This window comes from Marinomonas gallaica, assembly GCF_001639745.1.
In the GTDB taxonomy this organism is placed as follows: domain Bacteria; phylum Pseudomonadota; class Gammaproteobacteria; order Pseudomonadales; family Marinomonadaceae; genus Marinomonas; species Marinomonas gallaica.
In genome coordinates, this window is record NZ_LTAX01000005.1 from 1 (window position 1) to 26,242 (window position 26,242).

25 protein-coding genes are annotated in these 26,242 nt (G+C 46.0%); 15 read left to right on the forward strand and 10 right to left on the reverse strand.

Annotation, left to right across the window (positions count from 1 at the left end):
* Nucleotides 1-123 precede the first annotated feature (123 nt).
* The 3 genes from AYW76_RS06625 to AYW76_RS06635 are packed head-to-tail and all read right to left on the reverse strand — an operon-like array spanning nt 124 to nt 3,043.
* Nucleotides 124-1,614: a tripartite tricarboxylate transporter permease gene (locus AYW76_RS06625; RefSeq protein WP_067217462.1), complete on the reverse strand. Its 1,491-nt coding sequence runs from the start codon at nt 1,612-1,614 to the stop codon at nt 124-126.
* A 1-nt stretch (nt 1,615) separates the two neighbouring features.
* Nucleotides 1,616-2,050: a tripartite tricarboxylate transporter TctB family protein gene (locus tag AYW76_RS06630; protein ID WP_067217465.1), complete on the reverse strand. Its 435-nt coding sequence runs from the start codon at nt 2,048-2,050 to the stop codon at nt 1,616-1,618.
* A gap of 15 nt (nt 2,051-2,065) precedes the next feature.
* On the reverse strand, nt 2,066-3,043 hold the full coding sequence (locus tag AYW76_RS06635; RefSeq protein ID WP_082866142.1) for a Bug family tripartite tricarboxylate transporter substrate binding protein: 978 nt from the start codon (nt 3,041-3,043) through the stop codon (nt 2,066-2,068).
* A 109-nt stretch (nt 3,044-3,152) separates the two neighbouring features.
* Here AYW76_RS06635 and AYW76_RS06640 point away from each other — a divergent pair, with 109 nt between their 5' ends.
* The 3 genes from AYW76_RS06640 to AYW76_RS06650 are packed head-to-tail and all read left to right on the forward strand — an operon-like array spanning nt 3,153 to nt 6,265.
* Nucleotides 3,153-3,821, forward strand: a complete 669-nt coding sequence (locus tag AYW76_RS06640) for a response regulator transcription factor (RefSeq protein WP_067217468.1) — start codon at nt 3,153-3,155, stop codon at nt 3,819-3,821.
* Nucleotides 3,808-5,265 carry a sensor histidine kinase gene (locus tag AYW76_RS06645; protein ID WP_067217472.1) on the forward strand — a complete coding sequence of 486 codons (1,458 nt, stop codon included), beginning with the start codon at nt 3,808-3,810 and terminating at the stop codon, nt 5,263-5,265. The genes AYW76_RS06640 and AYW76_RS06645 overlap by 14 nt, the downstream gene beginning before the upstream one ends.
* Nucleotides 5,246-6,265 (forward strand): ABC transporter substrate-binding protein, encoded by a 1,020-nt coding sequence (locus tag AYW76_RS06650; protein WP_067217476.1) that lies wholly within the window; start codon nt 5,246-5,248, stop codon nt 6,263-6,265. Before AYW76_RS06645 ends, AYW76_RS06650 begins: the two co-directional genes overlap by 20 nt.
* Nucleotides 6,266-6,367: 102 nt before the next feature.
* On the opposite strand, the gene ccoG is transcribed toward AYW76_RS06650, so the two are convergent.
* Nucleotides 6,368-7,717 carry a cytochrome c oxidase accessory protein CcoG gene (gene ccoG, locus AYW76_RS06655; RefSeq protein ID WP_067217479.1) on the reverse strand — a complete coding sequence of 450 codons (1,350 nt, stop codon included), beginning with the start codon at nt 7,715-7,717 and terminating at the stop codon, nt 6,368-6,370.
* Between the two features lie 237 nt (nt 7,718-7,954).
* Between ccoG and AYW76_RS06660 the strand changes: the two genes are divergently transcribed.
* A complete protein-coding gene (locus AYW76_RS06660; protein ID WP_067217483.1) occupies nt 7,955-9,367 on the forward strand; it encodes an aminotransferase-like domain-containing protein in 1,413 nt (470 codons plus the stop codon).
* Here the strand turns inward: AYW76_RS06660 and AYW76_RS06665 are convergent.
* Genes AYW76_RS06665 through cydB form a run of 3 tightly spaced genes read right to left on the reverse strand, consistent with a single transcriptional unit; the run spans nt 9,361 to nt 12,558 of the window.
* On the reverse strand, nt 9,361-9,852 hold the full coding sequence (locus AYW76_RS06665; protein WP_067217486.1) for a DUF934 domain-containing protein: 492 nt from the start codon (nt 9,850-9,852) through the stop codon (nt 9,361-9,363). The two genes, AYW76_RS06660 and AYW76_RS06665, sit on opposite strands and share 7 nt — an antisense overlap.
* The gene (locus tag AYW76_RS06670) at nt 9,849-11,507 is read right to left on the reverse strand and encodes a nitrite/sulfite reductase (protein WP_067217488.1); all 1,659 of its coding nucleotides are present in this window, start codon (nt 11,505-11,507) and stop codon (nt 9,849-9,851) included. Before AYW76_RS06670 ends, AYW76_RS06665 begins: the two co-directional genes overlap by 4 nt.
* A 46-nt stretch (nt 11,508-11,553) precedes the next feature.
* Entirely contained in the window at nt 11,554-12,558 is a 1,005-nt protein-coding gene (gene cydB / locus AYW76_RS06675; protein ID WP_067217491.1) for a cytochrome d ubiquinol oxidase subunit II, read from the reverse strand.
* A gap of 282 nt (nt 12,559-12,840) precedes the next feature.
* Between cydB and AYW76_RS06680 the strand changes: the two genes are divergently transcribed.
* The 11 genes from AYW76_RS06680 (at nt 12,841) to AYW76_RS06730 (ending at nt 23,962) form a co-directional block, all read left to right on the forward strand.
* Nucleotides 12,841-13,665: a methylenetetrahydrofolate reductase gene (locus tag AYW76_RS06680; RefSeq protein WP_067217494.1), complete on the forward strand. Its 825-nt coding sequence runs from the start codon at nt 12,841-12,843 to the stop codon at nt 13,663-13,665.
* A gap of 341 nt (nt 13,666-14,006) precedes the next feature.
* A complete protein-coding gene (locus AYW76_RS06685) occupies nt 14,007-15,851 on the forward strand; it encodes an MFS transporter (RefSeq protein WP_082866143.1) in 1,845 nt (614 codons plus the stop codon).
* Between the two features lie 306 nt (nt 15,852-16,157).
* Nucleotides 16,158-17,135: a DUF1852 domain-containing protein gene (locus AYW76_RS06690; protein WP_067217501.1), complete on the forward strand. Its 978-nt coding sequence runs from the start codon at nt 16,158-16,160 to the stop codon at nt 17,133-17,135.
* 26 nt (nt 17,136-17,161) lie between these two features.
* Nucleotides 17,162-18,190: a methionine synthase gene (locus AYW76_RS06695; RefSeq protein ID WP_067217510.1), complete on the forward strand. Its 1,029-nt coding sequence runs from the start codon at nt 17,162-17,164 to the stop codon at nt 18,188-18,190.
* 259 nt (nt 18,191-18,449) lie between these two features.
* Nucleotides 18,450-18,884, forward strand: coding sequence for a Zn(2+)-responsive transcriptional regulator (gene zntR, locus AYW76_RS06700; RefSeq protein ID WP_067217512.1), 435 nt, complete (start codon nt 18,450-18,452; stop codon nt 18,882-18,884).
* A gap of 12 nt (nt 18,885-18,896) precedes the next feature.
* Entirely contained in the window at nt 18,897-19,958 is a 1,062-nt protein-coding gene (locus AYW76_RS06705; RefSeq protein ID WP_067217515.1) for an SO_0444 family Cu/Zn efflux transporter, read from the forward strand.
* A 183-nt stretch (nt 19,959-20,141) separates the two neighbouring features.
* Nucleotides 20,142-21,140: an ABC transporter substrate-binding protein gene (locus AYW76_RS06710; RefSeq protein WP_331709436.1), complete on the forward strand. Its 999-nt coding sequence runs from the start codon at nt 20,142-20,144 to the stop codon at nt 21,138-21,140.
* 3 nt (nt 21,141-21,143) lie between these two features.
* Nucleotides 21,144-22,196, forward strand: coding sequence for a FecCD family ABC transporter permease (locus AYW76_RS06715; RefSeq protein WP_067217522.1), 1,053 nt, complete (start codon nt 21,144-21,146; stop codon nt 22,194-22,196).
* Nucleotides 22,193-22,948, forward strand: coding sequence for an ABC transporter ATP-binding protein (locus AYW76_RS06720; RefSeq protein ID WP_067217526.1), 756 nt, complete (start codon nt 22,193-22,195; stop codon nt 22,946-22,948). Before AYW76_RS06715 ends, AYW76_RS06720 begins: the two co-directional genes overlap by 4 nt.
* A gap of 14 nt (nt 22,949-22,962) precedes the next feature.
* Nucleotides 22,963-23,394 carry a pseudoazurin gene (locus AYW76_RS06725; protein WP_067217529.1) on the forward strand — a complete coding sequence of 144 codons (432 nt, stop codon included), beginning with the start codon at nt 22,963-22,965 and terminating at the stop codon, nt 23,392-23,394.
* A gap of 25 nt (nt 23,395-23,419) precedes the next feature.
* The gene (locus AYW76_RS06730) at nt 23,420-23,962 is read left to right on the forward strand and encodes a GNAT family N-acetyltransferase (protein ID WP_067217532.1); all 543 of its coding nucleotides are present in this window, start codon (nt 23,420-23,422) and stop codon (nt 23,960-23,962) included.
* 185 nt (nt 23,963-24,147) lie between these two features.
* Here the strand turns inward: AYW76_RS06730 and AYW76_RS06735 are convergent, their stop codons facing one another.
* From AYW76_RS06735 to AYW76_RS06745, 3 genes are read right to left on the reverse strand one after another with little or no spacing between them, the layout of a single operon-like run.
* Nucleotides 24,148-24,465, reverse strand: a complete 318-nt coding sequence (locus AYW76_RS06735; RefSeq protein ID WP_067217536.1) for a hypothetical protein — start codon at nt 24,463-24,465, stop codon at nt 24,148-24,150.
* A 1-nt stretch (nt 24,466) separates the two neighbouring features.
* Nucleotides 24,467-24,997 (reverse strand): thiamine pyrophosphate-binding protein, encoded by a 531-nt coding sequence (locus AYW76_RS06740; protein ID WP_067217539.1) that lies wholly within the window; start codon nt 24,995-24,997, stop codon nt 24,467-24,469.
* Complete coding sequence (locus AYW76_RS06745; RefSeq protein ID WP_067217543.1) at nt 24,994-26,199, reverse strand: PepSY-associated TM helix domain-containing protein; 1,206 nt, start codon at nt 26,197-26,199, stop codon at nt 24,994-24,996. The genes AYW76_RS06740 and AYW76_RS06745 overlap by 4 nt, the downstream gene beginning before the upstream one ends.
* Nucleotides 26,200-26,242: the final 43 nt, after the last annotated feature.

Consider the following 26,242-nt stretch of genomic DNA (forward strand, 5'->3'; position numbering starts at 1 on the left):
GCCTAGTAGGCCCCGCATGGTAAAGCAATCAAAGACGAGGTATCCAGTATCTCGTAATGCTGTTTCGCTTAAGTGAACAGCATTAACCCTGAAGGTGGCTTTTATAATGTTAAAGCACTTAGTTTAACGCTTTTTCAGTGCTTTAATTACAAACGGCCCAACCAAAGCAAGCAGCGTTGCGATCGCTAGTGTAATAGTGATGGGTCCATTGAATAGAATGCCCCAGTCTCCACCACTTATAGAAAGCGCTCGACGTAGGTTTTCTTCTAGTACAGCTCCTAGCACTAAGCCGAGAATAACCGGCGCCAATGAGAACCCTAGTTTACGTAGAATGAACGCAAACACACCCAGCACGACCATGAAGTAAAGATCAAAGCTGTCACCATGAATGGAATAGATACCAATAAAGGTTAACATCACGATGATCGGTACAAGATAAGATTGTTTAATAGACAACAATCGAACGAACATACCAATCAGTGGTAGGTTCATCACCAACAAAGCAATGTTACCGACAAACATAGAGGCAATCAGACCCCATGCGATTTCCGGCTGCTGTTCAAACAACAGCGGTCCTGGTGTGATGTTAAACATCAACAACGCGCCAAGCAGAATCGCTGTCGTACCACTGCCAGGGATGCCCAATGTCAGCATTGGCAACATTGAGCCAGCCGCCGATGCATTATTCGCCGCTTCCGGTGCCGCTAGGCCGCGAATGTCACCTTTACCAAACTGATCATCATGACCTTCCGCGAAACGCTTTTCGGTACCGTAGGCCACGGCACTACCGATAGAGGCTCCTGTGCCGGGTAAAACACCAATAACAAAACCAACGATAGTAGAGCGTAACACGACCCATTTCACCGCCATCAAATCACTCATCGATACAAAACTTTTGCCAACTGGCGTCAGCTTCATATCGTTGCGTAGCCAGCTTTCCAATAACACTAATACTTCACTGATCGCAAACATACCTATGACAACGACCAAGAAGTCGACACCATCAAAGAAGTTTGGAATGTCCATCGTAAAACGTAGGATCCCCGTACCAGAGTCAACACCGACCGTTGCTAATAACAAACCAATGATCACACCAATGGTGGTTTTAAGAGGACGGCTGCCAACCATGGTTGCAAGACAGGTAAAGGCGAACGTCATCAGCCAAACAAACTCACTTGGGCCGAATTTAAGCGCAAGATCGCTTAACATCGGTGCGAAGAACACAATTAAAATAAGTGCGCCCATGCTACCGAAAAATGATGCCACCGCTGAAAGCGCCAACGCTCTTCCACCCTCACCTTTTTGAGCGAGTGGATAACCATCTAAGGTTGTCATGATCGCTCCGGCGTCGCCGGGCACATTTAATAAGATACTTGAAATACGGCCGCCATATTCTGCACCGTAATACACACCAGCCAATAGAATCAGTGCGGATTCAGGTGGAAATCCCATGGCATAAGCCAATGGTAATAAAATGGCCACACCGTTGATCGGTCCGATACCTGGTAACGAACCAATGAGTGTTCCCACAAAGCAACCAATTAATACTAATGCCAAATTCATTGGCGCGAGAGCGACCGAAAAGCCCGTCGCAAGAAATCCGAGCGTTTCCATATTACCCTCCGAATAACATACCAGTTGGTACGTTTAGCTGCAGTAGATGTTTCATCACAAAGTAACTGACGACACTTAAGATGACAGAGTAAATGATTGCTCGAACTGGTTTTTCGCCAAACAGAATACAAAATACCGTGCCTACAATGGCTGTCGATACAATAAATCCTGCTTTTTCAAATAGAAAAGCGTAACCCGTCATTAATGCGACACCACTTAAAAGCTTTAGTAACACGGCGCCCGTTGGTGCCCATTTATTTGGGCTAGGTTTGACGAATAACCAAACTGAACAAAAAGCCATTACTGTCGATAAAATAAGAGGAAAGGCTTTAGGCCCAAGCGGTTCATACTGAAAAGGCACATCGAAGTGATATGCTGTCCAGGCAATAAGCCCAGACAGACATAACAGAGCGCCAGCAAATAGGCGGTCAAACATAAAAAGCCCCATCCATTATTTAATCAAGCCGGCTGCTTTTGCTAATTCACGCATGTCTTGAACTCGTACTTTCACATACTCATCCAATGCTTCGCCGTGCATGTAAAATGGCATCAAGCCTTTTTCTGCAACCGTTTGCTTAAAGCCATCTGTTTTATAGGCTTCAGCAAATTTATTTGACCAGTACTCGTACGCATCATCTGATACTTTTGGCCCTAGATAATAGCCACGCATAATGGTCCATTCGGCATTGAACCCCTGCTCATGAGCCGTTGGAATCGAGGAAAACTCACCTTCTAAACGCTCTGGCGACATAACGGCCAAAACACGCACTTTACCCGCATCAAGTTGGCCTTTCATTTCACCAATATCACCAGGATATACTTTGATATGTCCGCCCATTAACGCCGCAGTTGCTTCACCACCACCTTCGTAGGCAACGTAGCGCATTTTCTTGGGGTCGATGCCAGACGCTTTCATCAAGATCGCAGCTTTCATCCAATCTTGACTGCCGACACCGCCGCCAGCACCCAGTACAAAGGCGGTAGGATCTTTTCGCATATCTGTTACAAGATCGCCAAGTGTTTGCCATGGCGCATCCGATGAAACGATGATAGCGCCGTAGTCAACCCCTGCAGTGCCGACCCAACGTGCATCATTCTCGTCCAAGCCCTTACCAAACTTACCTTGCGCTAGGTTAAGTAAAGAACCAGAGCTGAATGCCACAAGCACATCGCCATCATCTGGGTTCACTTTGTTGATATGGTTATAAGCCACCGCGCCAACACCGCCAGGCATAAACTTAACGGCCATTGGCTTATCAAGCAGTTGAGCGCGCTCGAAACCTGTTGAAATCACTCGGCAAGTTAGGTCGAAGCCGCCGCCAGGTTTTGCTGGGGCAATACAAGTAGGTTTAGATGGCTCATAGGCAGACGCCATGGACGCCATGCCGATGAAAGAAAGGGCTAGGAGAGATTTCTTAAAAGTCTTCATTATTAAAGCTCCGCTTTTGTTGTTATTGTTCTGCATCGAAGATCGCAGTAAGGTAAAAGTAAGCACCGAAACTGACATCAACCTGACAGGTATAAAAAAGAGTATCTCTATGCGGGTTTTACTTACCGAAGACAATGAAGGATTAGCCAACTCGATCGTTCATTATTTTACTGAAAATGGGCATGCGATTGACTGGGTGAGTAGCGCGGAAAAGGCCGACTCGATACTTGCGCACGACGAATTTGACATGTTGATCCTTGATGTTAACTTGCCGGGAAAAAGCGGCTTTGAGCTGCTATCTTCTCTAAGAATTCGAAAAAACCCACTTCCAGTATTAATATTAACAGCGCGCGCTGACATTGATGATCGAGTGAGTGCCTTAGACTTAGGTGCGGATGATTACTTGGTAAAACCGTTCGATTTAAGAGAGCTCGCGGCACGTTGCCGAGCACTGGTGAGACGAGAACGAGGAAAATCAGACAACGAAATTCAATGTGGCAATTTAAGCTTTAACAGTGCAACCAAAACCGTAAAGATTGGCGATGAGATCATCGAGCTACGGCCGCGAGAAGTACAAATGCTGGAACTGTTTCTAACGCATCTCGATAGAATGCTAACCAAAGATGATATCGCTAACCGTCTGTATAATTTTGGTGAGGCCTATACACCTAATGCGGTCGAGCAAATCTTGACGAGGTTAAGAAAGCAAATTCAAGGGTCGACTTTGATTATCAAGACCGTTCGTGGCATGGGATATTTAGCGCATGTTCACGATTAAAGAGCATCTAAAGAAGCTCACTTCGTCGCGAATGTATTCCTTACGCCAGAAGATGCTGACCCGAACAGCGCTGTTGATGTGTACCGTGTTAGCCATTCTCAGTGTTGGCGTATGGCATTACGCCAACACCAGCGCTGACTATTCCTATGACCGACTGCTCTCAAGTGCCAGCGTTACCATGTTGGATGGCATCAACGTCGCTAAAAACAAGGTACATATTGATCTGCCCTATTCCGCTTTTGAGATTTTACAACTCGCCCCTGAAGATAAAGTTTATTACGCCATTTATGGTCCAAATGGTGATTTTTTAAGTGGTTATTCGGATTTACCTCTTTCCCCATCGGTAACGGAGCAAGCGTCCACGCAGCCACGTTATGAATTGCATTTTTACAAACAGCAAAAAGTACGCTTTATTGTGCGTCATAAGCGCTTAAGCGAGCGTTCTGTTGCTGGCAATGTCTCCATCATTTTGGGGCAAACAACCATTGCTCGCGATGAACAAATGCGAGACACACTCTATGCCGCACTGACAACCCTAATGGCGGTCATGGCCATTGCTCTCTTGGTTATGTGGGTTGCCATTAATCGTGCCCTATCACCGCTTAGCTGGCTTTCTTCACAACTTGTTTCTCAGTCACCTATGGAAAACGGACGACTGCCCGCCACCAAAATACTAGAAGTTGCTCCATTAACACATGCGATTAATAACTATCGGCAACAATGGTTGGATGCGCTGGTAGCAATGCGCGACTTTATTGCTGACGCATCTCATCAAATACGCACAGCCCAAGCCACAACAAAAGCGCAGCTTGAGATCGCTCTGTCGTCTAAAAACGAGCGAGTAGATAAAAAAGTTGTCGAAGCGATCTATCAAGACCATACCAAACTCACACGTTTAACCAATCAATTATTAGTTCACGCAACCATCGTACATAGGGGCGACCATCAAGCCTTTACGCCTATCGATATGCATCATTTTTTACAGGACATAATCACCTATGCAGTGCGCGATTATGCGCACACAAACATTGAGTTTGAGTATGTCCCCGCCTCAGAGAACATCACTATTCTTGGGGATGAAATAGTGCTTAAAGAAGCCTTACGAAATGTCATCGACAATGCCGTTGCTCATGGCACTTCAGATCGTTCAACAACACATGGAGTCATTCGTATTAGTCTTGAGACATATGATTTAGATTGTCGAGTGTGCATAGAAGACAATGGTCAAGGTATTCCAGAAAATCAAAGAATGCATGCATTAGAACGCTTCGTGAAAGTCGGAACCAACACTCAAGGCTCTGGCCTAGGGCTTGCTATCGCACAAAGTGCGGCGTTATCCCATCAGGGCCGCCTGATACTCTCGAAAAGTGAGTTGGGTGGTCTTGCCGTTTGCTTTTCATTACCTCGATTAACGGAGACACTCCATGCGTCGTCTAATCATTAGCCTCTTGAGTTTTTGTATCACCTCCCATCTTTTTGCGAACGATACCGTGCTTCGTATATACAGTGCTACGGACATTGGCGCCATACGACCCATGCTGCACGAATTTGAAACGCTTTACCCTAATACGACGATCGTATATAGAGAGTTTAATACCATTGAGCTGTTTCAAGAGTTACTCACGCCTACTTTACCGGCGCCTGATGTGGTGATCAGCTCTGCATCAGACTTACAGGTAAAACTGGTCAATGACGGCTTTGCCCAACCCGTTTACGATGTACCTGAAGTCACGTCTAATCAGCCCTGGGCACAATGGACGAACGAGCTGTTTGGTTTTACTTATGAACCGGTCGTGTTTGTATACAACAAAGAAGCGTTTATTAATAAACCTATCCCTCATACCCACGAAGCACTTGCTGAACAGCTGAGGGAGCAAGCGGATTTTTATCACAACAGGATTGGCACTTATGATGCAGCCAGTTCCGGACTGGGTTATTTGGTCGCCTCTCAAGACGAGGTTGCTTTCAGTCTTACAGGTCGATTACAGGAGAGTTTAGGTCGAGCAAGAGCCGATATTCATTGTTGTACATCACTACTTCTGACACGACTCACAACAGGAGATTTGGTTTTCGGCTATAACCTTTTAGGCTCTTACGCCATGGCAAAAGCGGCTTATAATGAGCACATTGGCGTGATTATTCCTGAAGACTATACCTTGGCGATTATTCGTTCCGCTTTTGTTCATCGAAACGCTAAAAGTCCTCCTTTAGCCGCGGCCTTTATCACATACCTAAGGTCTCCAGCAGGGCAAAAAACCATTGCCAACAAAACTGCATTAATGCCACTTGACCGCCGCCTCGGCTCCCATAACGACACCAATAATCAGCTGCAAAAGTCCACGAACTTCCACCCTATTCGTCTTGGACCGGAATTATTACTCTACTTGGACCAACATAAAAAAATGCATTTTTTAAACAACTGGTCGTTAGCAATGGACCCTTAAATCTGAGAAGAAGCGAACCCTCTGATCATGCAGTGATGATCAGAGAGATGGAGAGTAGCCAATACATCTATCCTAGACGATACAAGTCTAAACTGAAGCGGTTTAGTGTCGCGGTGCGAAAAATGTCGTTGTTTTTTTCAGCGTAGCGTCTCCTGCTGTAAACACCATTTCAACCGCTGTTTTTCCGGCAGCCGGGGCATTTGTACACAGTCGAACAGAACGCCAGTAAGCGTCGCCGGGTTTAAGCGCGATATCAGAATCACCGTAGATTCGGTAGGTTGAATTACCGACCCGCATCTGCATGGTTTTGGCTTCAATATTAAACGCTTCCGCTTTGACTTTATAGAAGTTACACACGTCTCCATTCCCCATGATGCTGTACATTGCACCTCGCTCGCGGTTAAATTCCACTAATAAATCCGTTGTCTGAGTGAAGCCATACGCGACCGTTGCAAACGCGATAGACATGACTGAAAAATACCCGATAAGTCGTGGACGCAACAGCTGATAGCGTTGGCCTTCTAGTTCCGATTCACTGGCAAAACGAACCAATCCTAGCGGCTTGGAAAGCTTTTTCATGACACTGTCGCACGCGTCAATACACGCACCGCAATTAATACAAGGCGCTTGTAAGCCCTGCCGTATGTCGATCCCAACGGGACACACTTGCACACACAGAGTACAGTCAACACAATCCCCTTGACGCGATGCCTGTGCTAGCTGGCGCTTAGATACCCTTGGTTCGCCGCGAGCAACATCATACGACACAACTTTACTGTGCTGATCCAGCATCACCGATTGAAAACGCGAGTACGGGCAAGCATGTAGACAAATTTTCTCGCGAACAATGCCAGCATTTAAGTAAGTGAATGCACTAACAGTCATAAGCCAACCCACTAGGTAAATGGGCAGTTCAAAATGAATAATCTGCGACAATAAACTGTATAAATCGACAAAGTAACCGGTGAATGTTAAAGCGGTCCAGACAGACACGATTAACCATAGTGCGTGCTTTAAGAGTCTTCTGTAAACATGTGCTTGTTTAATCGGTTGCTTATCTTGTTTGGCTCGTCGATTGGCTTTGCCCTCGACCACATCTTCAATACGAATAAAGATCCAAGTCCACACACTTTGTGGACATGCAAAACCACACCAGACTCGTCCTGCCAACATGGACAAGAAAAACATCAGTGTTGCCCCTGCAATAAGCAGCCCTCCAAGCAGCTGAAGGTCGTACCAAGACAACTCCAAACCAAACAATAGAATACGGTGCGTAGAAAAGGAGAACATCAGCACTGGAACGTCGTCAATACGTAGCCAACATAACAGAAAAAACGCAGTCAGCATCGGCCAACTAATCAAGCGTCGTAACGTTTGAAAGCGCCCTTTTATAAGGCGCACGTAGATCTTGCCATCCGAAACAGTGGTGTCTTTTAAGGGAATCTTTTGCATGGGTTGTACCTCAATGAAACATCGAGGCTACTTTAGTGATATTTATTTTTAGAATTAGAGACAGATCACCCCGAAATACATGAGCACAGAAGGTTAAAAGCCATCCCTTGATTTAACTCAAATTTTTGCCACCAACCAAAAACTTAATACGTTAAAAATATACCCAGATAGATGAATTCCCAAATAAATTCGCTAAACTATGCCCAGATGAGCCAATTAAACTAGGAGCACTACCTTATGGGGGCATTTCGTTACCAAGCACTTGAAGTATTGCTTCGCCAACAGATTCAAACAGGTCGTTTTAAAGTGGGTGAAAAACTCCCCTCTGTCAGAATACTCTGTAAACTTCATGAGATGTCTAAGGCAACGGTTGTTCATGCTTTACATAAATTAGAAGCCGATCAACTGATCTATGCGGTACCTAAATCTGGATACTTTGTGAATGAGGCGAATGCGGATTACAATGCGCCGCAAAAAGTCTCTACGCCTTCGGTCCCAGCATTGGTAAACGTGCCTGACATTTTTCGCGATATTATGTCTCGAAGTGCCGCGTTCGACATATTGCCAACGGATGACCCCGTGCCCGTGGCACAACATCTAGTGACACTGAATCGCATGATTGGCAAAGCTTCTCGCACTCATCCAGAACAAAAAGCCCATTATTACGATGAACCCAAAGGTCATGTGGGATTGCGTCAAGCCATTGCGGACTTATATCGGCAGCGAGAAACGCAGTTAACACCTGACGACTTATGCATTACTTCTGGCTGCCAGCATGCTTTGTTTCTCGCTTTAATGGCCGCTTGCCAACCGGGGGATACTGTCGCGATTGAATCGCCTGCCTTCTACGGTGTATTACAACAGCTAGAGCAACTTGGGCTGCATGTCATTGAAATTTCATCTGACCCCAATACAGGGATTGATTTACAAGAACTGGCCGAAAAAATACAAGACTGGCCGATCAAAGCCTGTATTGTCACCCCCAATTTTAACACCCCAACTGGGGCTAGGATGCCCATAGAGCACACTAGATCGCTTCTGCAACTTGCCCACCAACATGATTTTTTCATCATAGAAGACGATATTTACGGTGAACTACGTTTTCGCAGTGAACTGTGCCCACCCATTAAAAATGAATGCCGCGAAGGTCGAGTTATTTTGTGCAGCTCGTTCTCAAAGTGCTTATCAAGAGAACTTCGTATTGGGTGGGTTGCCGGCGGCGCATTGCATGCGAAAATAGTCCAGTTAAAACTGATTACGCAATTGGCGAGTCCACAAGCGGTGCAAGAAGGGCTGGCAGAGTTCATCCATCAGGGGCATTTCAAGCGTTACGTCAATCAATATCGCCAGCAATTAAAAGAGCAAAGAGACCAATTGCTCGACGAGCTGAAGCGTTATTGGGGGGGACAAATAAAGTTTAGTAAACCTCATGGCGGGCTCAGCTGCTGGGTTGAGCTCCCTAATCAGATCGACACTCAAAAAAGCTATAAACTGTTACTGGAGAAAGGCATCGTACTCACGCCTGGTGTTCTATTTTCAGCACATGGATTGTATAAAAACCACATGCGTTTGAGCTTTTCGCAACCGTTGACTGAGCGCCGTCGAGCGGCGCTGCATCTGCTGTTTCAAACGTTGTTGGAAAATCAATAACGTCGTACTCGCCTAAACAAAGGTGAAGGCGAACTGACGCTTGAGCTGTAAGTGACGGACAGACCTTTGATGCCTTTTAATGCATCATAGGGATCTTTCCCTTCTTTGATAGCAAAGCTGGTAAAACCACATTGTCGCATCAAACTTAATTGATCACGGAGTACGTCTCCGACGGCCCTTAGCTCACCTTTATAGCCAAAGCGCGTACGCAGTAAATACGCCAAGCTATAGGCCCTGCCGTCTTTGAAGTCCTTGAACATTAAAGCCACCAGTCGAATATCCTGCAAATATGGCTGAATATCATGCAGCTCTTGTTCTTGCTCAATTAGAACCGCCGCTCCCCTATCGGACGCAGGTCGACTTAACCAAATCGCTGATGGTTCAACGCAGTACTGCCCTGAACATTCTTGATTCAGCACTAGTTCCCATGGGTCGTTTAAATCCACACTCGCTTCACCATCGACTAAGGTAATCGTATTCTTCATACACTTTTCTCCTGGTACAGTGCGTCCTTGAAGGGTGCTAAACCAATACGATCTACTACCTGAATGAAGCTCTCTTTTACCTCACGATGTCGTCGATACACATCAAACAACATGCGAATAGCCTGTGGTAATTCCGACTCCGCAATCGCTGGGCCAAGCACTTTACCTAATCGACTCTGCGTTCCCTGTCGTCCGCCTAAGGTAATTTGATAGTGATCTGTTTGGCTCTTGTTGAGACCTAACATGCCAATGTTAGCGATGTGATGGTGCGCGCAAGAGTTTATACATCCTGATAAATTCATACTAACAGGACCAATATCTTGCTGTTCCTCCAAGCTAAAAACTTGAACAACCTGCTCCGCTACTGGAAAAGAATGTGCTGTTGCCAAATTACAATAGCTTGCGCCTGGGCAGACAATCATATCGGACAAGAGTGTGTGGTTAGATACACCTAGGCCTAGCTCATTAAGCTGCATCCAGACTTGAAACAGCGCAGTGTTTGGCACATCAGGCAACACCAAATTTTGTTCATGGGTGACGCGCACTTCACCAAAACCAAAACGTTCGGCTAGATCTGCTATTCCACGCATTTGTTCGCTGGTAACGTCGCCTGGAATGTTATTGGGAAATTTCGTTGAAATGACCACCGATCGATAACCAGAGACTTTGTGCTTACGTACATTCAAGTTATACCAGTTAGAAAATGCCTCATTATTTTGTAGGCGCGTCGCGAAACCTAAATCTGTTTCGTCTAACCGCTGGTAAACCGCAGGCAAAAACTGTGAGGCAATTCGGCTTAGTTCACTGTCCGTTAACCGATTAGGCTCTTTAGCAATTTGCTGAAACTCTTGCTCAACCTCTTGCTTAAAAGCATCTATTCCCAATGTATTTACCAAAATCTTGATGCGCGCTTTGTATTTACTATCTCGTCGGCCATAGCGATTAAACACCCGCAAAATTGCCTCTAGATAAGACAGTAGATCACACCAAGGCAGCCGGTCATTTAAAAGCTTACTAATGTATGGTGTGCGACCTAATCCGCCACCGACCATAACTTTAAAATATAACGCTTCAGACTCATCACGATGCAAGTATAAGCCAACATCATGAATACGTACCGCCGCACGATCCTCTTCTGTGGCGCTTACTGCAATCTTGAATTTTCTTGGCAAGAACAAAAATTCAGGGTTAATCGTCGACCACTGACGAATGATCTCTGCAAAAATGCGCGGGTCATACACCTCATCTTCGGCCACACCGGCAAACGCTTCCGTGGTGACATTACGCACAACATTGCCAGAAGTCTGAATCGCATGCATATCATGCTCAGCTAGGTACGCTAGAATATCGGGCACTTTAGACAATTTGACCCAGTTATACTGAATATTTTGGCGCGTTGTAAAATGACCATAGCCTTTATCATACCTGTCACCAATGTCGGCCAGCGCGCGTAATTGTTTCGTTGATAACACACCATATGGAATGGCAACACGCAGCATATAGGCATGTTTTTGCAGATATAATCCATTTTGCAATCGTAAAGGCAAAAACTCTTCTTCACTCAGTTCTTCTGCTTGGTAACGTGCAACTTGATCGCGAAATTGTGCAACGCGCTCTTTCACTAAGGCACGGTCATAGTCATCGTATTGATACATAAAATAGTCCTACAAGGTTTTGAGTTAGCCGTGTACTTATCTAGTATTACCCTTCTGTATCACGAACTTTGGCGCAAAAAACATGATAAGACCAATAGCAACAACCAAGTATGACAGGTACAAAAATAGCGCCCCCCCAGAGGGTAAAGGGTAAGCTCGATTCAGGTGCGGCCGCTTGATAGACAGTCAGATCTGGCGGGATAATGTTCGGCATCAAGCTAGTAATCAACGTGAAATAAGCTAGCCCAAGCAGTCCTAGCGTCAATGCAAATGGCCACTTTTGCCATTCTGAGAAGCGAATAACGTAGTACACCCAAGTAAACTGCATCAAACCAAGCATTGGAATGAAGCCCATATAGAAGAAATTTGGTAGCCCTAGCCAACGCTCTCTTAACGCTTCTGTTAAGAATGGCGTAACAAGGATAAGTACGGTCATCGCGTAGCCAAGCCACACTAATAAATGGTGCGAATAATGGCGCATTTTTTGGTTGAGTTCGTTTTCCGTTTTGATCAATAACCAAGTGGATCCCAATAAACCGTAAGCAGGCAAAATACAAAAACCAACCAGAATACTAAACCAACTCACCCAATCCCATGCACTTCCAACGAATTGACCATTCTCAATGGCAAACCCTTCAATGACCGCTCCTATCGCCACGCCTTGGAAGAAGGTCGCCACAACAGAGCCCACACAGAACAGGGCGTCCCAAATACCTTTATCTTTAGCGCCCGCTTTGAAGCGATATTGAAAGGCAACTCCGCGCAGCATGAAACCAAACAACATACACAACAAAGGAATGTATAACGCGTCTAAAATGATCGAATACGCCAGCGGAAACACGGCCATCATGCAGGCGCCGCCGAGTACTAACCAAATTGCATTCCCATCCCATACAGGGGCCACGGAATCTATCATTACATCTCGGTGTTGTTTATTTCGGACCCCAATAAACAACAAACCGACACCCAAATCAAAACCATCCATCAAGACATACATCATTAGCGCAAAGCCAATTACGAGTGCCCAGATGATAATTAAGTCGAATCCCATAATGTTACCTCTTAATCAATAAAATCTTCACAACAGACAGTGGTTTGACAAGGTGCTGCACCCATGTAAGGGATCTCTGCCGTGCTTCTAAACAAGCTGATAATAGGACTGTTTAAGAATTCAACACAGGTACAAAAAAGAAGAGAATAAATAGGGACAGATAAAAACGTACAATGGATTCTCAGTGTCTGTCATCATCTTTTATTTCACATCTGCCCCTACTACTTGAACAAAAACCGTATCAATATCCTATTTATGCGATGACTTGTTTTTAGGAATAAAATGACTTTACCCCTACCCAAATTTAGTCTTGAGACAACAGGCAAGAGCGTACAGGAGCTCTCAACGGTTGCCGGCCTGCTGCCACCCCATACGCCCGTTAATATTGCTTTTATTGGTAATGAAACGCACCAGCAACGAATTCAGGCTGCTGTCACAATCAAAGCGCTCGGTTTAGAGCCTACACCTATCCTTTCGTCAAGAAGGATCACGTCAAAAGCAGACCTCGACTATTTAGTGGGTGAGCTAAAATATCGCGCTGACATCAAACGACTTATGTTCGTTGGCGGTGACCCAGTGGCGCCTGAAGGACCGTATGAAAATTCACTGGCGCTGTTTGAAAGCAACATATTGAAGACATGTGATGTTGAAACCATTGTTATAGCGGGCTATCCAGAAGGACACCCGCATATAACGTCAGATCAACTAATGGCGGCATTGAAGTGGAAAATCGCATTTCTAAGAAAAAACCATTATAAGATAGAGATCACTACGCAGCTGGCGTTTTGTACGACGCGTATTATTAAGTGGGTTCAGGACATCAGGGCAGCGGGAATCATGGAGCCTATTCGAATCGGCGTACCTTGCCCAACAAAGGTGAAAACAATACGCTACTTCGCCAACCTTTTTGGCGTGCCTATTACGGCTGACGCACTCGCTCACTATAAGATGGATATCGCTGACGAACAACTCGATGCGAAGACCGACTCACTTTTTGTTGAACTGGCTCAGCAGATTGAAAGACTGGGTATAAAAAATATCTATTTTCATCTCTATACTTTAGATGGTGTAAGCAAAAACACATCATGGATACAGAACCACCTATAATGGAAAACAAGACAAGCTGTAAACGCGGCTAAGCCTTATCGGTAACAACGATAGGGCTTTAATTTTTGCCATTACTCAGGCTTTCAAGTATCCTGCCAAGCTTATATCTTTGTGACGTGTACTAACGATTTTACCATCGCGGATCTTGTTTCGCCTCGCTGCAACCCAGCTTTTTCTTAACCAATAACCATTGAAAGGCTTTTAATGATTCTCAAGCTATACATTAGCAGGATGAACAGAGTGTTATTAGCTGGATAAGGTAATGCTGATACACTACCATCTAGTATCATCGAACATTTCTTAAACTACATTCTCCTCAGTGATCATCGGACTCCTCACTTATGTCAGCAACGCTATTTTCATTATTGGCTTTATTCGCCAGCGGCTTCTTCATCTATATAAGCCATGGACTCATTAATGTCCTGCTTCCTCTACGGTTAAATTTCGAACACGTAAGCACCGGAAACATTGGTTTAATCATGTCTATGTTTTCCGTGGGGCTGTTGTTAGGTGGCGTGTTTACTCGACGATTGATGACACGGGTTGGACATATTCGAATGTACACGGCGTCAGCCGCGCTGGCTGCGATCAGTATTTTGATCTGCTACCTATGGTTTGATGAATGGGTTTGGGCGATCATGCGTATTCTTATGGGGTTTTGTATTGCTGCGACCAACATTGTTTCCGATGGTTGGCTAAGTGAACGTTCCACCTCTGAAACACGTTCACGTATTTTGGCCACTAACCAAATTGTAGTGCTGTTGTCGATGTTCTTAGGGTCATTTGTCGTTAATATAGCTGATGTCACTCATGCAACGCTCTACATCATCGCTGGTCTGCTTCTGTGTGGCGGGGTTGTCCCCATCGCAATGGGCAAAGCAACGGCACCTCAAGTCGAAGATACTGTGCCTATGCCAATGCTGCAATTGATTCGTACATCCCCAGTAGGTGCCAGCTCGGTACTGGTCTGTGGTTTAGTATTAAGCTCCTTACTTAGCATGCTGTCCGTTTATGCGGATTCAAAAGGCATCTCTGGTGTGAATCTATCACTGCTGGTTGGTGCTGCTATCATTGGTGGCGCCGCGCTGCAATTCCCAATAGGCTATCTTGCTGACCGATTAGAACGACGCAAAGTTATACTCTATATTGTACTTTTCTCGATCGTATGCACGTTACTCATTCCTACCGTTCTGGGCTTTGACTTCTTCATTGCATCATTGATATTGATTAGTATCAGTAGCGGAATTGTTTCAAGTCTCTATCCGTTAGGTATTTCTGAAACATTTGACCGATTACAACAAAATCAAATGAGCGGTGCTATTGGCGCCATCATTATCATCTATGCGACTGGAGGTATTATTGGCCCCTACATTATCGGTCTGGTAATGGAGCACATTGGCATTGACTATTTCTTTATTGCACTGGGTCTTATTCAGTTAGTGTTCGCGTTCTTTGTTGTTTACCGCAGTAAGGTACGTCAATCTATACCGCTTGATGAGCAAGAGTCCTTTGTCCCGCAAGGTGCAGCAATGGGTTGGGTAAGTAGCGAACTAGACCCTCGAATAGAATACGTCGATACGTCTACGTTAAGTCATGAAGTGGCGATCGCGGTCGATATTGCTCAGTTACAGCCAAAGCTGGCGTTGAAGATGGTCAGCATCTTGGCGCGTTCTTATCCTGAACAAGTGTTAGATTTTGCCAAAGCGTTGGCCAGTATCGAAGGTATCGATGTGACCGAGCTGTACCAACGGTTGAATAAATACGATCCTAACCATGAGCATCAGCAAGAGCTAATCCAGACGATTATTACCAACGCATCGGGTTCTACCGCAGAATTAGTAGATCTTGTCTTTAAAGAAGCAGATTACGAAGAAGTACCTGAGTTGACCACCATGATAACCGACGCAGACCCTGAACACAGTATGGAAATCTTTGAAGCGGCGGCCGAATCGGTTATGGAGGAACATCCCGAGACCGTTGTAGAGATTGCAGAAGCTTACGCAACTTCAGCTGCGACGCAGTTAGAAGAAATGCGCTACGCGGATCGCTTGGCTGAAGAAAGCGAATTGGAGCAAAACATCAGTGGTATGGTTGATTACATCTCTGAGAACGCGCCACAACACGCTGACGATATTGAATCCGTTATTCCTGAAACGCTAAAGCATAAAGACGAATCAACTCAGTAAGACGCCTGATTTAACTGTCTGCCTCTATTTCAGGGGCAGACTGCTCCCTCGAATAAACTAAAAGCTCTCATTACCCTGCTCCATTCACTTTTTTTGCTCCAGCACAGCTAAGCTTTAACTGTTACTCAAAAAGGCAGCCCCCCATCATTAGAATAATTCAACACAAACTGAATTAGACGAATTTTACTCATAATAACAATGTGCGTACATTGTCCCTATACCGAGCTGCCAACGATGCTAAAGCAACGCATTGCTCAAATAGGCAGAAAACGCTGGATGATTCGAAAGATAGGATGACAGATCGCCATGAGCCACGAATTTACTTACTCAATTTCGACGATTCGCTTTGATGAAGACTACCAACCTTCAGCGAAAACACGCACCACCACCAACTTCGCTAACCTAGCACGCGGTGAGCGTCGCCAGCAAAACTTGCGCGATACCTTGAGTATGATGAATAACCGCTTTAATGCGCTGGCTCATTGGGACAATCCTACTGGCAACCGTTATGCCCTTGAGCTGGACATTGTGTCGGTTGACATCGATATTGAAGGCAAAGGTGAAACCTTTCCCAGCATTGAAGTACTAAAAACCACCATTATTGATCAACAAACCAATGAGCGAATTGAAGGGTTGGTTGGCAATAACTTTTCATCGTATGTACGCGACTATGACTTTAGTGTGGTACTGCCTGAGCATAATAAAGATCAATCCGACTTTAGTGTCCCTGAAGACTTTGGTGCCCTACACGGTAAAATCTTTCAACACTTTGTTCACTCAGAGGCCTTCAAAGCGCGCTTTAAAAAGCTACCTGTTATTTGCCTCAGTGTGTCTGAAACAAAAACCTACCAGCGGACGGAAAACAAACACCCTATTTTGGGCGACGAATATGTGCCTAGCGGATCATCGTTAACCGAGAGCTACTTTAAGAAAATGGGCTTAGCGGTACGCTACTTCATGCCTGAGGACAGTGCAGCACCATTAGCCTTTTACTTCTATGGTGACTTACTAAATGACTACACCAATTTAGAGCTGATTGGCACGATCAGCACGATGGAGACGTTCCAGAAGATCTATCGTCCCGAGATTTACAACGCCAATGCTGCAGCAGGTGAACACTTCAAACCGAGCTTAAAACATTCGGATCACTCGTTAACGCAGATTCAATACGATCGAGAAGAACGCAGTCAGTTGGCCGTAAAACAAGGCAAGTTCACTGAAGAGCATTTTATTAAACCTTTTCAAACGATTCTAGAACAGTGGTCGGCGCAATCTGCCATCTAACACAATGATATTGAGAGCACCCAATTATGAGTATTTTACTTCCTACTTCTACCGCAGGCAGTTTGCCGAAGCCCGCTTGGCTAGCACAACCAGAAACCTTATGGTCCCCGTGGAAACTTGAAGGCGATGAGCTGATTGCGGGAAAGCAAGATGCACTTCGTGTCGCATTGCATGAGCAAAGCTTAGCTGGTACAGACATCGTGAGTGATGGCGAGCAAACACGTCAGCATTTCGTCACCACTTTTATTGAGCATCTAAACGGTGTCGATTTTGAAAATCGTAAAACGGTGAAAATTCGTGATCGCTATGATGCCAGCGTACCGGTCGTCATGGGTCCTGTTTCACGCCAAAAGTCGGTGTTTGTCGAGGATGCTAAATTCTTACGCCAGCAAACGAAACAGCCCATTAAATGGGCGCTGCCTGGACCCATGACTATGGTCGACACACTTTACGACGACCATTACAAAAGTCGCGAGAAGCTCGCTTGGGAATTTGCCAAAGTTCTCAACGAAGAAGCCAAAGAACTAGAGGCAGCAGGCGTTGATATCATCCAATTTGATGAACCGGCTTTTAACGTGTTTTTTGACGAGGTCAATGATTGGGGCATCGCATGCCTGGAACGCGCCATTGAAGGTCTTAAGTGTGAGACTGCTGTGCATATCTGCTATGGCTACGGCATCAAGGCTAATACCGATTGGAAGAAAACACTGGGCTCAGAGTGGCGTCAATACGAAGAAATATTCCCAAAACTGCAAGCTTCTAACATTGATATCATTTCACTCGAATGCCATAACTCACATGTGCCAACAGAGCTTTTAGAACTGGTGCGTGGCAAAAAGGTTATGGTCGGCGCCATTGATGTCGCGACCGATACCATTGAAACCCCTGAGGAAGTAGCAGCAACCCTACGCGAAGCATTAAAATACGTCGATGCTGACAAGCTGTATCCTTGCACCAACTGCGGCATGGCTCCCCTGTCACGTGAGGTGGCTCGTGGTAAATTACAGGCACTTAGCGCCGGTGCCGCCATCGTGCGTAAAGAACTATCTCAATAGCCCTTTCTAGCAGCCCCACATCAAAACCGGCTAATTATTTAGTCGGTTTTACTACACCCGCCCAATACACGAATCGAGCACAGAGGTTAAAAGTATTACCTTGCGTGTTTCGCTATCCACTAGACTCAGTAGTCCCATCGCAATACTTCTCTAGCACCTCACCTAAGAATTTTCTTGTCCAGAAACTAGATCAAACACTTGACCTTAGAGTTTACTCCAAGGTTTATACTGGCGTCATAAATTCATAAGAGTAAAGCAAATGTATCGAATCGGTGAGTTGGCTAAGCAGTTTGATGTCAATACAGACACCCTGCGCTACTACGAAAAAGAAGGGTTGCTAGTACCATCAAGCGTTGCTAGTAATGGCTATCGCATGTACTCCTCGGCAGACGCTAAGACGCTTGGCGTTATTTTACGCGCCAAAGCCATTGGCTTTTCTTTGAGCGACATCAAAACCTTACTGTCAATCGAAGTGGATAAGGCTAATAAAGAATGTCTAGATGTAAAGCTGGTCGTGGACGACAAACTGGACCAAGTAAATGCCAAAATTGATGAGTTGCAAACTTTCCAACGCTCTCTTAAACGACTATCCGATGCCTGCTGTGGCGGACATGAGAGCGCGCAAGATTGTACGATTCTACAAGCATTAGAGTCCGAATCGTTTACCATCCTATCCGAATGTCACCATGACTAGAGAGGCATCCCTATGAATTGGCTTATCGCATTTGTCGATTTATTTTTAGAATCCGCACCGTGGTTGATGCTCGGCTTGGTGATGGCGGGCGTTCTTAAAGAGTTTGTCTCTATGCAATGGATGGAGCGCCAACTGGGTAAAAATGCGCGTTTTGGCGTCGCTAAAGCCGCCATTATTGGTTCGCCTCTACCACTGTGCTCGTGTGGTGTTATTCCTGCGGCCGCGGGTCTACGAAAAGCCGGAGCATCCAAAGGTGCCACCACTTCTTTTCTGATCTCAACCCCAGAAACAGGGGTCGACTCGATTGCTTTATCTTGGGTACTCCTTGGCCCATTTATGGCCATCATCCGCCCCATTGCAGCCATCGTCAGCGCCATCACTGCGGGCTGGTTAGTCGGTAAAGAGTCCACTGAGCCGAGCCAAATACCTGAAGCCAAATCTTCCTGTTGCAGCAGCCGGGGGTGCTCCAGCTCGCAGCCAGTTCCTAAGCCTTCTGTAATGCGCCGTCTGATACGCGGCTTACGCTATGCAGCCACTGACATGGTTGACGATATCGCCCTCTGGCTTGTTGTCGGCATCGGATTTGCGGCGTTAGTACAAGCGTATGTGCCAACGAGCTTTCTGGCCGAATGGGGCAATGGTTTGATGGCCATGTTAGTGATGGTGGTTATTTCAATCCCTATGTATATTTGCGCTACGGCTTCAACTCCGATTGCCGCTGGATTACTGGTAGCCGGCGTTTCACCTGGTGCCGTATTGGTATTTATGTTGGCGGGGCCCGCGACCAATATCGCAACACTCGGCGTTGTATATTCCTTACTCGGTAAAAGAGCGCTAGTAAGCTACCTAACTGGCGTGCTGGTCTGTGCCTTGGGATTTGGTTTTTTATGCGATTGGATTTTTACTAACTTTGAGTTAACCCTCAATGTAGCAGACTCGATTCATGCCCATGCTCATGTTAATTGGTGGTCAGTATTAAGTGGTGTCTTGCTAGCAAGCTTGATAGGTCTAAGCCTTGCAAAACTACTCACCAAAAAGTGGTCCTCTTCACCCAGTAAAAGCTGCTGTTCATAGCAGCTTTTATGCCTCCCCTACCGCCTTAACAGTTCAGAATATAACGGACAGCCTGCCAAGTGATGAGCTTAAACAAGCTCATGAACGCCACTCACCCAAATGAGAATTATTTTTTATCGAAGCGTCGCGCAATAGCCCCTACAATATAGCGCTTTGATCATTCATATTGGCAATGGAGTTCCAGTGAAATCAGTCTTTTCCATGTCGCTAATCGCGGCAGCTTTTTTTAGCGCAGCGCACATCTCAGCAACGGAATATCCTTTAACCATTGAAAACTGCGGTTACACGCACACCTACGAACAAGCGCCACAAAGCACTGTCACAGTCGGCCAAGCGGCTACCGAGATTTTGTACACCTTAGATCTCGCCGATAAAGTCAAAGGCACATCGGTTTGGTTTAACGAGGTTTTACCTGAGTTTAAAAAAGTGAACACTGGTATCCCACGTTTGGCCGACAATGACCCAAGCTTTGAGTCAATTTTAGAAAAACGCCCTGATTTGGTTACGGTTCAGTATGAGTGGCATGTAGGTGACCAAGGCATCGTTGCGACGCGTGATATGTTCCACGACGTAAACGTCCCTACGTACATTTTACCTACTGACTGTGATAATAAAGACAATTCCGTAGGCCTTGATGGCACACGTCTAGATCAATTTTCGACAGCTGCTTTATACAAATCAATCGATCAATTATCAGATATCTTTGACGTGTCGGGGCGCGGCGATCAACTGGTGGCGTCTTTAAAAGAACGTGAAAACCAAGCCATCGAACGTGCCCAAGCCGCAGGCAGTGAAGGAAAAACCGCGGTGTTTTGGTATTCCAGCGCTGCGATGGACATTGACCCATACGTCGCAGGTCAAAAAGGCGCAGCCGGATACCTAATGAAAACTCTAGGCATTGAAAACGTGGTTCAGTCTGATGAAGAATGGCCAACGGTCGGCTGGGAAACCTTAGCCAAAGCCAATCCTGATATCATTGTCATTGCTAAAATGAACCGCCGTCGCTTTCCAGCTGATGATTTCGAGAAAAAACTGGCATTCCTAAAGAGCGATCCAGTGACCAAAGAAATGGATGCGGTTAAAAACGGTAATATTGTGATCATGGATGCCTTAGAGATGGACGCCACCATTCGTCTTATCAACGGTCTTGAAAAGTTAACGGATGCGGTAGAAGAACTTTAATCTATGCTGATTCAAGCATTCAATAGGGTGACCTCACGTCACCATTTTTCATTTGTTGTATTGAGTTTCTTTATTTTGCTAGCGGCCGTCACCATGGGTGTTGCCATTGGAGAAACCAATATCGCCTTTTCGACAGTGTTGCAAGCCGTGGCCAATGCTGCCTGGGGTGCTGATTACGCCGTGCATCCCATAGACCAAGGGGTAATTTGGAATTACCGGTTGACCCGGACGATTGTGGCAGCATGTTGCGGTGCTGCATTAGCCGTCACAGGTCTGGTGCTACAATCGCTCCTGCGTAACGCCTTAGCCGACCCCTATTTGCTGGGTATTTCGGCGGGCGCTTCTACTGGTGCCGTTATGGTGACCATTGCCGGCATCGGCATTGGCGTGTTGAGTATGTCGTTTGGTGCTTTGATCGGTGCCATGTTGGCATTTGGATTCGTTATGCTACTTTCAGCTTTAGCGTCTAAGCGACGTAGCGGTAACATTTCCACGCAAATTATCTTAGCCGGTATCGCAGGCTCACAATTATTTAACGCTCTTACAGCATTTGTGATCGCAAAATCTGCCAATGCCGAGCAAGCTCGAGGCATTATGTTTTGGTTATTGGGTAACCTCTCAGGTGCTCGCTGGCAAGAAGTCACCTTGGCACTTCCTGTGCTCTTAATTGGACTTGCATTAGTCATCTGGCACGCAAGAGCCTTGGATGCCTTTTTATTTGGCTCGGATGCTGCTGCATCAATCGGAATCCCCGTTCGCCGTGTGCAAGTCATTCTAATTTTCGGCACGGCCATGATGACGGCTGTCATGGTCTCTATGGTCGGCGCCATTGGCTTTGTCGGCCTGGTGATTCCCCATGCCGCACGGTTTTTATTTGGTAGCTCTCATTTAATTTTGGTGCCGGCTTGCGCTGTCATTGGTGCCCTGTTCTTGATCTTTTGTGATATCGGCTCACGCATCGTGATACCTGGGCAAGTCTTACCCATCGGTGTGGTTACAGCACTGATCGGAGCACCCTGTTTTGCTTTGGTGCTAATACGAGGACAAAAGCAATGAACTTAGATGTTTCCAATATTCAGTATCAACTTGGCAAGAAGACACTGCTCAACGATATCTCGTTAAGCATGAACAAAGGCGAACGCGTCGCCCTAATTGGCCCTAATGGCTGCGGTAAGTCGACTTTGTTGCGCTTAATCTGCGGTTTAAACAAACCCAGTACGGGGCAGATAAGGCTGAATGGTAAAGCCATTGACCGTTACCCACGACGAGCCCTCGCCCAACACCTATCGTTTGTGCAACAAAAAGCCACCACTGAAGAATTAGTCAAAGCTGAAGACGCTGTGGCACTTGGTCGCACCCCTTGGATAAAAGCCTTCGAACGATGGAGTGAGACCCACCAAACTTACGTCGACCAAGCATTGGAAAAAGTCAGTATGCTGCATAAGCGTCAACAGCACTGGCATACTCTATCCGGCGGTGAGCAGCAACGTTTGCATATTGCGCGAGCTCTGGCTCAGAACACCCCTTTTATCGTCATGGATGAGCCAACCAATCACCTAGATATTAAACAGCAAATGGTCGTGCTATCCCTGATAGAAACCATCCAACGTACCATGCTGGTTGCTGTTCACGACTTAAATCACGCATTGCGTTTTGATCGCATCATCGCCATGAAAGACGGTCAAATCATTGCCCAAGGTCGCCCTGAAGTGCTCATTAATGAAGCCTTTATTGCTGATGTATTTGAGGTGCAGTCGCGGGTTATTCACTCATCAGACCACCCTCCCCATATCCAACTACTGAACTAACAAGGAATCCTGACATGTTAAAATCAATGTTTACGCTCACTCTTTGTGCGCTCATGGCAAGTTCGCTATCTGCCAAACAGTATGAAGTCAAAATGGTGAACCGTAATAGCCTAGGAGCGATGTCTTATGAACCAAGCTATCTAAATATTCGACCAGGCGATACTGTGAAGTTTCTGCGTACTGCCCCTGGTCATAACGCCGCCGCTATCAAAACCATGTGGCCAGAAGGCGCGACGGCATACCGTGGCAATATAAACGAAGAGATAGAAATGACCTTTGAGCAAGAAGGTACTTACGGTATTGAATGTACACCACATATGGCTATGGGAATGGTCATGATCATTCAGGTAGGTGAGAAAAATCTCCAAGCGATCACCACACCTGACACTCTTCCACAACGAGCCCAAAAGCGAATGATCGATATCAAACAAACATACGCGAACTAATTGTTTTCAACATCAGATTAACTTTATGAAAACGGTAACCCTAGAACTCATCAACGAGCACCATCTTGAGGCAATCTGCGTATTGGCTAATAACCCCAATATTAGTCGAACCAGTGGCGTTCCAGATAATTGCCAGCCAGAACACGTGTATTCTTGGATTCATTCAACACACGCGCCTAAAAGTGAAGAGATGCACTTTGTTATTGTGTCCGAAAAAGGTGTTATCGGCTGCTGCATTTTGAAAAAGATCAACTATCACGTTCAATCCGCTGAACTATCGTATTGGGTTGGTGAGCCTTACTGGGGCAAAGGATTGGCTCAAGAAGCCGCTAAATATGCGCTGCAGTTTGCCTTTGAGTCCTTAAAGCTTGCTAAAGTTGATGCTCATTATCTAAAACACAATAACGTTGCATCCGGTTATGTTTTATCAAAATTAGGATTTGCACCGGACAATAGCCGTAAGGAATTGCCCGTTGCTGGACGTTTCAAAAAGTTTACCGGTGATGTGTGGACCTTCGTATCAATAACACGTCAAGCATTCGAAACGCGCCAGCACTGGATTCTATAATCGCGTGATTTTTGGTGAAGGCCGAACCGCTGAAATTGTCCTACGCAGTAAATTCTAAGCGAAAAAGCGCCAATACCTTTGAGGTTATCGGCGCTTCTCAATTAGCAATCAAATTCATTACCTCAGCGCTCGGTAATATTAAAGATCTATCTCGATAGAAATAAAATATCTCATCTAACTACGTTTTATTTAATCTCGTGCCATTCCACCTCAATCGTGTGGCCCGGCCCTGCGTCCATTAGGATATAAAACTCTCCATTGTATGGCTTAAAATGCACATTGGACTGCTCATCAAACGCTTTGCTCGCGATGATTTCTTCGTCATACGAAATTAAGTCTATGGTAACACCAGCCACACCTGAGCCATCGGAAAAGCCACCTTGGCAGACGATATCCACTGTGCTTTGATGGCACTCCACAAAGGGAAAATGCGCCAATGCCATGGATGACCACACACTGGCTAAGGCCGCCAGCGTTATAAAACGCATATACGTTCTTAACATGTTAAAGCTCCTGTTGCTGCTGCAAAAATTCGATGGTAGCGGGTGACGCTTGGCGCAGTGGCCATTGCACTTGATGCAGTGAACCATCCCATCCCTCTAATGTGAGCCAAACATCAGCGTCCACCGAGGTATTCTCCGGTACCGGCATACTAAAGCTCATGTGATACGGTGAACCGAAGCCAATCACCCCAGCTGTACGCAAGCTACGCGGTTTACCCAAGCGCATATACACCGCTTTTACCTGCTCAGCACATTGCTGACACAGCGCGGCATTAAACGTCTTCATGTAGCCTGCAGGGCCGTCTAACTTAGGCCCACGTTCAAATTGTTCGGCTAATGTAATGCGCCACGGACCAACCTGTTTTTCGCCAATCGTGCGCTCACCCAAGCCATTCGCACCACCAAAGACCGACATTAATTCAATATAGAAAGGTATCAACGAGAAAGGGATAAGGATCAGTAATCCAGTCAAATGAAAACGCCAGCGAAACCAACGGCTATGGGACTTCTTTGTCGCTGAGTTTGAGCTCATACTGAACCTCCTGGTTGAATCGCTCTGGTCGTCTTTTGGCGTATCGCCGCTTTGGTCGATTTGAAAGTACGCGTCATCCAAATGCGCATACCACTAAACACCATCATGGTGAGCAGCACACCAAAGAAGAAATACACCAACTTCAAACTTAAACCGACAAAATCGCCCGTGTGCAACGCACGCATCGACAAACGCGTCAGCATCAAACCTGGCTGATCCATCACTCGCATGGCTTGATCAATCGAGCCCGTATAAGGATTGACGAGGAAACTTTCGTGAACCAAAGGAAACGCTTGGCTACGTCCTAAAATGCGATAATGTCCAAAAGCCGTGCTCGGCAAATCTACTCTTTGTGTCTCAACATTTTCATAGTGCTGGTTGACTTGGGCGATGGCTTGATCAGGCGAAATTAATGGCGGCCGACCTTGATTTGATACAGGTACCTCATCACGCGCCACAAACACAGGTGCTTGAGACGCACCGTTAAACGGTACACCCACCTCAAACAATAAGCCTTGGATCATGAACCAGATCGCGGTCACAGAAATGATAAAGATGAACGGAATCGACCAAATCCCCGCTAAGCGATGGAAATCACCCCAGAACACTCGTGCCCCGCGGTTGAAGCGCAAGCGCGGACGCAAGAAACCACGCCAGAACTTCTTATACACCACTAAGCCGGTGATCAACGATAACAGCATGGGGATACCTAGAATGCTGACCATATACCAACCTAAGCTGTAGCGAGTGAAGCCAGTATTGAAGGGAATCAGCAACCATCCATGGATCGCGCGGACAAACTGGCGGAAATTAAAGCCTGTCGCAGCCCGTCCCTGAATCTCACCCGTATAAGGGTTAATAAACACATTTTCGCTGGTCGAATCTGGGTAACTAATCTCGGCTGTCAGGGCAAACTGAGATTTTACTGGGCGTGTTATCTGCTCAACATAGGCACCGGGAGCTTCGCGCTCAACTACCTTAATTACCTCATCAAATGTCAGCATCGCGCCCACCTTGTCCGGAGGATTGGCGCGCACACTCGAATCAAACAGCCAAACAATCTCTTGGCTAACCGTAGCAATGGTGCCCGTCAGACAGACAAAAAATAAAAATAGCCAGATTGGCATCGCCAACCAACTGTGCAGCAAAAACCACCACTGCGTCCGCTTCTTCGGCGCATTGGTTTGTATATCGGGATTCATAAATCAGACCTAATTGAACACTCTATAACCGCCAAATAGATAA